10 protein-coding genes are annotated in these 10,308 nt (G+C 61.5%); 6 read left to right on the forward strand and 4 right to left on the reverse strand.

Annotated features, from left to right (window positions below; genetic code table 11):
- Positions 1–11: 11 nt before the first annotated feature.
- The 3 genes from AFIDRAFT_RS16070 to AFIDRAFT_RS16080 are packed head-to-tail and all read right to left on the reverse strand — an operon-like array spanning position 12 to position 3,045.
- Positions 12–1,274, reverse strand: coding sequence for an adenosylmethionine--8-amino-7-oxononanoate transaminase (locus AFIDRAFT_RS16070; RefSeq protein ID WP_009340647.1), 1,263 nt, complete (start codon positions 1,272–1,274; stop codon positions 12–14).
- On the reverse strand, positions 1,271–1,903 hold the full coding sequence (bioD, locus tag AFIDRAFT_RS16075; protein ID WP_009340648.1) for a dethiobiotin synthase: 633 nt from the start codon (positions 1,901–1,903) through the stop codon (positions 1,271–1,273). Before bioD ends, AFIDRAFT_RS16070 begins: the two co-directional genes overlap by 4 nt.
- Positions 1,900–3,045, reverse strand: coding sequence for an 8-amino-7-oxononanoate synthase (locus AFIDRAFT_RS16080; RefSeq protein ID WP_009340649.1), 1,146 nt, complete (start codon positions 3,043–3,045; stop codon positions 1,900–1,902). Before AFIDRAFT_RS16080 ends, bioD begins: the two co-directional genes overlap by 4 nt.
- A 154-nt stretch (positions 3,046–3,199) precedes the next feature.
- Between AFIDRAFT_RS16080 and AFIDRAFT_RS16085 the strand changes: the two genes are divergently transcribed.
- The 6 genes from AFIDRAFT_RS16085 (at position 3,200) to AFIDRAFT_RS16110 (ending at position 9,118) form a co-directional block, all read left to right on the forward strand.
- Complete coding sequence (locus tag AFIDRAFT_RS16085; protein WP_009340650.1) at positions 3,200–3,460, forward strand: hypothetical protein; 261 nt, start codon at positions 3,200–3,202, stop codon at positions 3,458–3,460.
- Positions 3,461–3,642: 182 nt separating this feature from the next.
- Complete coding sequence (locus AFIDRAFT_RS16090) at positions 3,643–6,123, forward strand: TonB-dependent receptor (RefSeq protein ID WP_009340651.1); 2,481 nt, start codon at positions 3,643–3,645, stop codon at positions 6,121–6,123.
- Between the two features lie 96 nt (positions 6,124–6,219).
- Positions 6,220–6,909 (forward strand): Fe2+-dependent dioxygenase, encoded by a 690-nt coding sequence (locus AFIDRAFT_RS16095; RefSeq protein WP_040298516.1) that lies wholly within the window; start codon positions 6,220–6,222, stop codon positions 6,907–6,909.
- Positions 6,906–7,829 carry a tonB-system energizer ExbB gene (gene exbB / locus AFIDRAFT_RS16100; RefSeq protein ID WP_009340653.1) on the forward strand — a complete coding sequence of 308 codons (924 nt, stop codon included), beginning with the start codon at positions 6,906–6,908 and terminating at the stop codon, positions 7,827–7,829. The genes AFIDRAFT_RS16095 and exbB overlap by 4 nt, the downstream gene beginning before the upstream one ends.
- A 12-nt stretch (positions 7,830–7,841) precedes the next feature.
- Positions 7,842–8,309, forward strand: coding sequence for a TonB system transport protein ExbD (gene exbD / locus AFIDRAFT_RS16105; protein ID WP_009340654.1), 468 nt, complete (start codon positions 7,842–7,844; stop codon positions 8,307–8,309).
- Positions 8,310–8,320: 11 nt separating this feature from the next.
- The gene (locus AFIDRAFT_RS16110; RefSeq protein WP_009340655.1) at positions 8,321–9,118 is read left to right on the forward strand and encodes an energy transducer TonB; all 798 of its coding nucleotides are present in this window, start codon (positions 8,321–8,323) and stop codon (positions 9,116–9,118) included.
- Positions 9,119–9,138: 20 nt separating this feature from the next.
- On the opposite strand, the gene ku is transcribed toward AFIDRAFT_RS16110, so the two are convergent.
- A complete protein-coding gene (gene ku, locus AFIDRAFT_RS16115) occupies positions 9,139–10,005 on the reverse strand; it encodes a non-homologous end joining protein Ku (protein ID WP_009340656.1) in 867 nt (288 codons plus the stop codon).
- Between the last annotated feature and the right edge of the window lie 303 nt (positions 10,006–10,308).

The following is a 10,308-nucleotide window of genomic DNA, read 5'->3' on the forward strand; positions in this document are numbered from 1 at the left end:
GGTCCGGACGATCACGGCCGGATGGCTGCAGCCTCAACGATCGCGCCATAAATCCGCTCGATATCCTGCGGCGTCACGCAATAAGGCGGCATCACATAGATGGTGTTGCCGAGCGGGCGCAGGAGGATGTCGTGCCGGTTGAAGTGGGCTAGCAGCTTGGGCCCGATCCCGGCGAGATAACCGGCATCTCCGACTTTCAGATCCATGGCCGTGATGGTGCCGCAGCGGCGGATATTTTCGAAACGGGAATCGCTGCGGAACGGAGCGAGCGCGCGCTCCTGCATGGCGCAAAGCGACGCGATCCGCGCGCGGGTTTGTGGATCGTCCCACAGTTTCAGATTGGCGAGCGCGGCCGCGCAGGCGATCGGGTTCGCGGTGTAGGAGCTGGAGTGGAAGAAGGTTTTGGTGCGATCCGTCGAGTAGTGTGCCTCGAAGATTGCCGGCGTGCACAATGTCACCGCGAGCGGCAGCGCGCCGCCGGTGATGCCCTTGGAATAGCAGACGATGTCGGGTGACACGTCCGCCTGTTCGCAGGCGAACAGCGTGCCGGTGCGGCCCCAACCGGTCATCACCTCGTCGGCGATGAACAGCACATCGTTCTCCGTGCAGATGCGCCGCATCTCTTTCAGGGTTTCCGGCGAGTACATCAGCATGCCGCCCGCGCCGAGGATCAGCGGCTCGATGATGAAGGCCGCAGGCTTGGCCCGGCAGGCGCGCTCTAGCGCGTCGAGCGTATCCTGTTCCCTGCCTGCCGCCGGAAACGGGATGCAATCGACCGCAAACAATAGCGGCTCATAAGGTGCGTTGAACACGCCGCGCGCGCCGACCGACATCGTGCCGACAGTGTCGCCGTGATAAGAGTGTTCCATCACCACGATGCGTTCGCGCGGTGCGCCGATGTTGCGCCAGTAGCCGAGCGCCATCTTCAGCGCGACCTCGACGCTGGTCGAGCCGCTGTCGGAATAAAAGACGTGCGACAGCCCTTTGGGAGCGAGGTTGATCAGCCGCTCCGCAACCTGTTCGGCGGGTGGATGGGTTTGCGCGGCGAAGATGATCTGGTTGAGTTGCGCGGCCTCATCCTGAATCGCGCGCACGATGTCCGGGTGACAGTGACCGTGCGTGACCACCCACCATGAGGCGATCGCATCCAGAATGCGGCGGCCATCGTCGGTGTGCAGATACGCGCCCTCGGCCCGCACGATGGTCGGGAAATCCTCGTACAGCGCGTGCTGCGTGAACGGATGCCAGACGGGGGATTTCGTCGGTGAAGTCATGGGGCGAAGTCGGCGAGGTTGAAGGAGGTGGCGAACGCGCTGCGCAGGCTCTCATGGGTCAACGGCGCGAGACGTGGCAGGCGGCCCAGACGGCGGACGCCGCCGAGCTTACAGATGATGCGTTCGCTCTCGGTCTGTTCGTCGCCGATGAAGGCGATGCCGATCAGGGGAATATTCCGGCGCTTCACGGCTTCGATCGACAATAATGAATGGTTGATGGTGCCGAGCGCGGTGCGCGCGCACAGCACCAGCGGCAGCTTCCAACGCGCGAAGATATCGATGAAAAGCGTGTCGTCGTTGACCGGCACCATCAGGCCGCCGGCGCCTTCGATCACAAGCGGCCGCTCGCCGGGCGGCGGTGGAAGCAGCGCGCGGTCGTCAATCGTCAGACCATCGATCCGCGCCGCGTAATGGGGAGAGGCAGGGGTATTGAGAACGTGCCGTTCGGGAAGGATGCGCCCGGGTGCGAGAGCAGCCAGTTCGGCCACGCGGCCCGAGTCGGTGCCGTCCTCGTGGCCTGCCTGGATAGGTTTCCAATAATCGGCGCCGAGCGCGTCCGCGAGGGCTGCAGAAAAAACCGTTTTGCCGACATCGGTATCGGTGCCGCTGACGATGAGGCGCGTATTCATGCCGTCAGTGTTTGCGCTTCTTCGTTGAGCGCGGCAAGCATGGATTCGACATCCCCGCTGGTCACATTCAGCGTGAGTGAGATACGCAGCCGCGCGGTGCCCGCAGGCACGGTCGGCGGACGGATGCCGCGAATATCGAATCCGCGCCGTTGTAAGGCGGCCGCGAGCGTCATGGTGTGCTCATTATGCCCGACGATGTAGGGAATGATCTGCGAGCCGGAGGGCGTCCAGCCCCGTGCGCGGATTTTATCGCTGGCGAACGCGATGAGATCGTGCAGCCGATGCCGCCGTTCGGGCTCATCGCGCAAAATCCTCAACGCCTCTCCGACCGCGACCGCCATCAGCGGCGAGGGCGCAGTGGCGAAAATGAAAGGGCGGCTGCGGTTGACGAGAAAATCGCGCAGCAACTTCGTCGTCATCACCAATGCGCCGGACGAGCCGAGCGCCTTGCCGCAGGTGTGGACGGCGACGACGTTGGCGCGACCCTCATAGACGGCGGACAGGCCGCGCCCGTCAGGTCCGAACACGCCGGTGGCGTGCGCTTCGTCGATATAGAGGAAGCCATCATCGCGGTCGGCGATCTGCATCAGTTCGGCGAGCGGCGCGGTGTCGCCATCCATCGAGTAGATGCTTTCGACCGCGATCCACGGTCGGCCCTTGCCGCCCTTGGCTCGCCATGCGCGGATCGCATCCGCCACGGCATCGCTGTCGTTATGCGGAGTCTCGACGATCTCCGCGCGACTGGCCTTCGCGCCCTCGCGCATACTGGCGTGAGAGAGCTCATCCATCACGATCAGGTCACCGCGCTGGGGCAGGGTGCTCAGCGCGGCGAAGTTCGCGCTGTAGCCTGCTCCGAAATACAGCGCGCTCTCTGCGCCGAAGAAATTCGCAGCCTCGGCTTCAAGCTGCTCGTGCTCGGCGCAGTTGCCGCGCAGCAGGCGCGAGCCGCCCGCGCCGATCGGCGTGCCGGATTCGATTGCGGCAATCACGGCCTTACGCAGGCGCGGTGATTCCGCGAGCGCCAGATAGTCGTTGGAGACGAAATCGATGCCCTGACGCGGCCGCAGACTGCGCAGACGCCCGTCTCGCGCCAGCGCAACCAGTGCGCCTGCATAGCGGTCGTCGGCGGATTCTGCATTCAAGGGCAGGGGAGCCAAAAATCACCGGACATTGGAGCAATTCCAGATGTCTTTAACATGCCGGAGGAGAGGCGTCAGCGGTGCAGATTCCGCGGGACATCACTTTCGGTTTTGTCTAGATCACGCCTGTTTTGCAACAAAACGACAGGGGCGCCTCATGGAAGAGCTCAATGGCCGGATGATCGCCTGCCAGATTTTGATTACTGGACTGATTGCGCGCGTCGCCAACGACCAGCGCGATCCGCTGCGTTTTCTCACTGATTTTCGCGACGAGATTCGTGCCGTCGTGCGCGGCATCAATATCGCGGGAACACCGAATGCGGACTCGGTGCGCTTGGTGGCGGAGAAGACGGTCGATGAAATGTTTTCACTGATGAAGCCGCCGAGTACGGCAGAGACTGATGACGAGGAGGCATAACGCGCGTCCGAACTTTAGAACGATTATAAATTATATACCCCCAGTACATATTTGAGAGATTCAAAAGTATTCAAGGCGAATAAAATTGATTGTGCAGTTCCTGAGTCCTATGAGCCGCCCAAGACAGTTTGCCGATCAGGCAAAAAAATAGCTGACTATTTTGATACTGGGGCTTGGGGAACATGCAGGCATTGAAGGCGCCGCGCTCTTTGCGGACATGGAGTGTTGCGAAGAGCGATACCAATAACAACGAAGGCGTCTCCGCACGAAAAGTCACTTCAATCGCAGGCTTGATCGCCGTCGCTTCGGTTTCTGGCGCGGAAGCTCAGCAACCCCAGTCGCAGTTGCCGGCGGTAACGGTCGATGCTCCGGCCCACCACCGCGCGACGACCAAGCCCTCTCGCGACCAGAAGCGCGCGACCGCTGCTTTGCGCCGTGCGGCCAAGCGCCAGCAGGCAGCCAAGCCGGTGCCGTATCCGAATGCCGGCCAGCTCACGCCGCCGGATGCTGACCCTTACGCGAACGCGGCCGCGCCCTATCAAGCAGTGCGGGTTCAGTCGAACAAGTTCAGCGAGCCGATCGCCAACACGCCGAAGACCATCACGGTCCTCACCAAGGACGTCCTTGAGGACAAGAACGCGACTTCACTGCGCGAGATTGGCCGCAGCACAGCGGGCGTGACGCTCGGTTCGGGCGAGGGCGGCAACGCCTTTGGCGACCGTTTCTTCATCCGTGGCTTCGACGCGCGTAACGATATCTTCCTTGATGGCATCCGCGATCCCGCCGTCAGCATTCGCGAAAACTTCTTCACCGAGCAGGTCGAAATTTTGCGTGGCCCGGCATCTTCTTACGCAGGTCGTGGCACGGCGGGCGGTGCGATCAACATTGTCACCAAGCAGGCTGGCGACAAGAACTTCTACAACGCAGGCAGCGAGTTTGGCACCGACCGCACCAAGCGGTTCACGCTCGACGTCAATCAGGTCATCAGCCCGACGCTGTCGATCCGTGCGGGCGGCGTGGCGCAGGATGCCGGCATCGCGGGCCGTAATTTCGCGACCGACGAACGTTACGGCGGCTTTGCTGCGGTGAAGTGGACGCCGACCGACAGTGTCAAGGTTCTCGCCAACTACATTCATACCGATCTGCGCGGCACTCCCGATTTCGGCGTGCCGTGGGATCGTGTCAACAACCGTCCGGTCACCGAGAGCGGTGTGCCACGCGATATCTGGTACGGCGAAGTCAACCGCGACTTCCAGAAGGTCCGTCAGGATATCGGCACGACGCAGCTCGAAGTGAAACTGACGCCCGACGTCACCTTCAACAGCAAGTTCCGCGCGGAGCGCTCGCTGCTGAATTACATCGGCACGATTGCGGAAGCGCCCAGGAATTTCACGTCGAACGTAACGCCGTTCTGTCAGATTGTGAGCAATCAGCCTTACTGCACCCAGCTCAACGCGCAGAGCCGTTACCAAGTCGCGGACGTGCTGGCCAATCAGAGCGATTTTACTGCGAAGTTCGATACAGGCGCATTCAAGCACACGCTGGTCACGGGCACGGAATTTTCTCGTGAGAAAGTCTCTATCGACAAGTATAGCGGCCTCTATTCGGAGGCGAACGGCAGCGGCATGCCCAGCGCCAGCGCGCCGATCGTGTCGTATTTCGATCCTTCCAGCGTCACGTATCTGCCGTTCGGCGGCGCATCGCTGCTTGGGACGCCGCTGGTTGCGACCGTCGATACCAAGAGCGTGTATGCCATCGATACCGCGAACTATAATGATTTCCTTATTCTCAACGGCGGCATTCGTTACGACAATTACAATTACTCCGCCACCAACTACGCGAACCTGTCGCACAGCGCGCTCGACAGCGGCCTCGTCAACTGGAACGCGGGCGCGGTCATCAAGCCGCTGCCATATGCCAGCCTCTATGCAGCCTATGCGACATCATCCAACCCGATTGGCGCGGAGCTGGATGCAAGCAGTGCATCCTACGGCGGTCCGGATTTTACCAACCTTGGCGCTGCTTTCGGTCCCGAGCGCAACAAAGCGGCCGAAGTGGGCACCAAGTGGGAATTGTTCAATCGCCGCTTGCTGCTGACCGCCGCATTGTTCCAGACCGAAAAAGACAATGCGCGTGAAGTCGGTACGGTTGGCGGTGTTCCGAACACGATTGTTGCTGGTGCGGCTTATCGCATCCAGGGCATCGATCTTGAGGCTGCTGGCAAGATCACCGACAAGTGGAGCATTTTCGGCGGTCTTGTTTTAATGGACTCCAAGATCACGAAGTCCAATGTCGCGCCTCCCACGACGGCTGGCTACACGAGCAACGTCGGTCTGAAACTCGCCAATGTCGCGCACCAGTCGTTCAACGTGCTGACCAAGTACAAGTTCATGCCGGATTGGGAAGTCGGCGGGCAGGCGACGTATCGTTCGAAGATTTATGGCGGCACGCTACTCGCGGCAAACCAGGGTACCTCACTGCCGAGTTACTGGCGCTTCGATGCGTTCCTGGAGCACAAGGTCACCAAGAACCTGACGATGAAGCTTGCCGTGAACAACATCTTCAACAAGCTGTATTACGACACGCTGTATCAAAGCGCGGCGCCGTTCGTGGCGGTGGCGCCGGGCCGGGCCGCCTATATCACCGCGCAGGCGAAGTTCTAGACCTATTCTACGGTTACAGGCCCCTAAAACGGGCCGCCAAACATGACTTATACTGGGTCCTGGGTGTACAGGACCCGGTATAAACACGAGTCCGGCATGTTAATCTGCATTCCCGATATTCTGAGCAAGGCCGAGGTCGCCGACTTCCGCCGCATCATGGATGCGACGGAGTGGGAAGACGGCCGCTCGACGGCCGGGGCGCAGTCCGCGATGGTGAAGCGCAACGAGCAGTTGCCGCCCGACAGCGAGACCGCTCGCGTGCTCGGGCAGCGCGTCCTGAGCGCGCTGACCAAAAACCCGCTGTTCATTTCCGCAGCCATTCCGCTGCATATCTTCCCGCCGCTGTTCAACCGCTACGCGGCCTCGGATGGCCACCATTTCGGAGTCCATGTCGACAACGCCGTGCGCGGTGATCGCCTGACCGGCCTGCGCATCCGCACCGACCTCTCGGTGACGCTGTTTCTCTCCGAACCGGAGGACTATGAGGGCGGTGTCCTCACGGTCGAGGATTATTACGGCTCCCATGAGGTTAAGCTGCCCGCAGGGCATCTGGTACTTTATCCTGCGTCTAGTTTGCATCTGGTCACGCCTGTGACCCGAGGAACCAGGGTGGCATCTTTCTTCTGGCTGCAGAGCATGGTACGCGACGCTCACGCACGCAGTATGATTTTCGATCTTGATATGGCCGTTCAGGCCTTGGTCGAACGGTTGGGTCGGGACGACCCTGAAACGGTCAAATTGACCGGCATTTATCACAACCTCATTCGCTACTGGGCCGACGTATGAAAACCATTCGCTTGATGACGTGCCTTTCGATTGTCGCTTGTCTGGCAGGCGCCCCGGCGTTCGCCCAACAGGCGGCTCCAGCGCGGCCCGCCACTCCTGCGGCCAGTTCTCCTGCGCCTGCCACGCCTTCGGCGGTAACCCCGGCTGCTCCGGCGCCTGCGGCCGTTGCGCCAGCCGCCGCACCGGCTCCGACCGCGTTGCCTGCCGCCGAGGCTGCAAAGGCTCTGGCGGTGCCACACGACCTGTCACCGTGGTCGATGTTCATGTCGGCCGATATCGTCGTGAAGCTGGTGATGATCGGCCTCGCTTTTGCCTCGCTGATGACGTGGACGATCTGCTTTGCGAAAATGCGCGAGCAGTTCGTGGCGCAGCAGCGGCTCAAGGCGGCCCTTCGAACGGTGTCGAATTCGCGCACGCTGGCCGAAGCCCGCATGGCGCTTGGCACCGGCAAGACGGTGCTCTCATCTTTCCTTGCAATGGCCGTTCATGAAGTCCGGCTGTCGTCCGGCATTGTCGGCGACACGGGCATCAAGGAGCGCGCGGCGTCGCTGTTCGCGGAATTGACCCGCAGCGAGGCCCGCCGGATGCGCCTCGGCATGGGCATGCTCGCGACCATCGGCGCGACCGCGCCGTTCGTCGGCCTCTTCGGCACCGTCTGGGGCATCATGAATTCCTTCATCGGCATTTCGAAGATGCAGACCACCAATCTCGCCGTGGTCGCGCCGGGCATCGCGGAAGCTCTGCTCGCGACCGCCATGGGTCTCGTCGCGGCGATCCCGGCCGTCATCATCTACAATCACTTCTCCCGCGTGACGAAACGCTATCTGGAGCTTGTCAGCCAGGCGTCCGGTGCGGCGGGCCGCCTGCTGTCACGCGATCTCGACCGCGGCCATGGCGCGGTCTCGCACGCAGCCGAGTAACGGAGACGGCTCGTGGGTGTTACGTTCAACGATGTCGATGACGGTGACGATCTCGGCGAGACGCATGAGATCAACGTCACGCCGTTCATCGACGTCATTCTGGTTCTTCTGATCATCTTCATGGTCGCAGCACCGCTCTCCACTGTCGACCTGCCGGTGGATCTGCCGTCCTCGACGGCGACGCCAACCAAAAAGCCGGACAAGCCGACTTACGTGACCATCAAGTCCGACCTTGCCGTCGCGGTTGGCGAGACGCCCGTGAAACGGGTCGATCTCGTCAACGTGCTCGATGCGGCCGGAGAGGGTAACAAAGACCGCCGTATCTTCCTGCGCGCCGACCGCGCGGTGTCCTATGGCAACATGATGGACGTCCTCGAAATTCTGCGCGCCGGCGGATATCTGAAGGTGGCGCTGGTGGCGCTCGAAGGGGTGCCTGACAGCACCGGCACCGCCATCCCGTCGGCAGCGAAGCCGCAGTAACCGGAAGCGCGATGTTCCTGAACCGGCTCTGGACCGACCCGTCGAGGCGCGTATGGCTGCTCGCCGCCATCGCAGCCCTGATCCTGCATGGCGCGGTTGCGGCCATCGCGGTGACCAGCCTGACGGACACGGCCGATGACGATGAACTGGGGGCCGCCGGCATCGAGGTAGGCCTCGAATTCCTCGCGCCGCGCGGCGAGGCGACCGATCTGCCGCCGGGGCCTGACACGGAAGCGTCCGCAGCTTCGCCTCAGGTGGTCGAACAGAAGGCAGAGGTGAAGAAGACCGATCTGCCGCAAGACAAGCCGATCGAGTCCGAGAATCCGGATCGCGTCGTGTCTCCCGACAAGTCCACAGACCCGAAGGAAGATGATCCGAACGTCGCGGCCAGGCAGCAGGCGCCATCGCAGGAATCGGTGGCCGCGGAGGCCACCGCGATGCCGACTTCGGAATCGGCCCAGCAGTCCGACCGTTCGGTGACGCTCGCTCAGGGCACCGGCGCCAGCAAGCAGCGTATCAAGACGACATGGCAGAAGGAATTGGTCGCTCACCTCGACCATCACAAGCGCTATCCGGCCGATCGCTCCGATGTCAGCGTCAAGATTATGGTCAGCTTCGAGATCGACCGGACCGGCCACATCATTTCGAGCACGATCGTTCAGGGGTCGGGTTATCCCGAATTCGATCAGGCGGCCCTTGCCATGCTGAAGCGCTCCGATCCCGTGCCCGCGCCGCCGCCGCTGGTTGCGGACGAAGGCCTGACCTTCACGCTGCCGGTCGTCTTCCGTGCCCATGGGCAGAAGAAGTAGGGTTTCCTCTTAAATCCGCCTCAGCCGGCCTTGCGCGCCCGTGCCTTTGAGCGGGTCTGCTTCTTGGTCGCGCGAGGGGCTGCTCGCGCCGGCCGGCGCTCGGACTTGGCATTGCCCTTCAGGCTCTTGCGCAACGCGTCCATCAGGTTGATGACGTTGCCGTTCCCGCGCGGCGTGCTCGGCGCCTTGATTTTTTCTCCGGCGCGTTTGCGGCTGATGAGATCGGCCAGTGCGCTCTCGTAGTGATCCTCGAAACGCTCGGGGTCGAATTCGCCGGTCTTGCCCTCGACGATATGCTTGGCGAGGTCGAGCATTTCCTTGGTGACTTTGACATCCTTGATGTCGCCGAAATAGTCGGCCTCGTCGCGGACCTCGTAGGGGAAGCGCAACAGCGTGCCCACTAATCCCTTTTCCAGCGGCTCCAGCGCGATGACGTGCTCGCGATTGGTCAGCACGATGCGGCCCAGTGCCATCATGTTCATGGAGCGGATCGTTTCGCGGATCACGGTGTAAGCATCGTGGCCGACCTTACCGTCGGGAACGATGTAGTAGGGGCGGATCAGGAAACGGTTGTCGATCTCGTCCCGAGGCACGAATTCGTCGATGTCGATGGTGTGGGCCGATTCCAGCGCGATGTTGTCGAGTTCGTCGTCACTGATCTGCACGTAGGTATCGGTGTCGACTTTGTAGCCCTTGACGATGTCCTCGCGCTCGACTTCCTCGCCGGTCTCGGCATCGACTTTGGCGTATTTGATCCGGTGGCCGGTGTTCTTGTTGATCTGGTTGAATCGAATCTTGTCCGACTCGGATGTCGCGGGAAACAGCGCGACAGGGCAGGTGACGAGGGACAGACGCAGGAAGCCCTTCCAGTTCGCGCGGGGCGCCATCGTTAACTCCGGGTTACGCAGACCAGCCGACTCAATGGAGCGAGGAAGGATTCGTTCCTGGATATGTCTCCGAAGGAGAAAAACGGACGACCGCGAGTGGCAAAAGGTTCTGGGATACCGATTATTCCCGATTTGTTCTGCCTCGGTTAGGGTGTGGATTTGCCACGTTATTGCCTTGTTTACGCTACGGTTTTTGAAAGTTCACTGTGGTGTTTTCGCTACAGCATTTTGCGCCGCATCGTGATCAATAGCGTTCATTCGACTTCTACGGACGTTTGGGAGACTACCACTATGAAGAAGCTT

The sequence above is a fragment of the Afipia sp. 1NLS2 genome, from assembly GCF_000178995.1.
Classification (GTDB): domain Bacteria; phylum Pseudomonadota; class Alphaproteobacteria; order Rhizobiales; family Xanthobacteraceae; genus Afipia.

Excerpts from the sequence above, each read along its gene's own strand:
- exbB (WP_009340653.1), top strand. The coding sequence starts at position 6,906 with ATGAAAACCATTCGCTTGATGACGTGCCTTTCGATTGTCGCTTGTCTG.
- AFIDRAFT_RS16095 (WP_040298516.1), top strand. The coding sequence starts at position 6,220 with ATGTTAATCTGCATTCCCGATATTCTGAGCAAGGCCGAGGTCGCCGAC.
- AFIDRAFT_RS16085 (WP_009340650.1), top strand. The coding sequence starts at position 3,200 with ATGGAAGAGCTCAATGGCCGGATGATCGCCTGCCAGATTTTGATTACT.
- bioD (WP_009340648.1), bottom strand. The coding sequence starts at position 1,903 with ATGAATACGCGCCTCATCGTCAGCGGCACCGATACCGATGTCGGCAAA.
- AFIDRAFT_RS16070 (WP_009340647.1), bottom strand. The coding sequence starts at position 1,274 with ATGACTTCACCGACGAAATCCCCCGTCTGGCATCCGTTCACGCAGCAC.
- ku (WP_009340656.1), bottom strand. The coding sequence starts at position 10,005 with ATGGCGCCCCGCGCGAACTGGAAGGGCTTCCTGCGTCTGTCCCTCGTC.
- AFIDRAFT_RS16090 (WP_009340651.1), top strand. The coding sequence starts at position 3,643 with ATGCAGGCATTGAAGGCGCCGCGCTCTTTGCGGACATGGAGTGTTGCG.
- AFIDRAFT_RS16110 (WP_009340655.1), top strand. The coding sequence starts at position 8,321 with ATGTTCCTGAACCGGCTCTGGACCGACCCGTCGAGGCGCGTATGGCTG.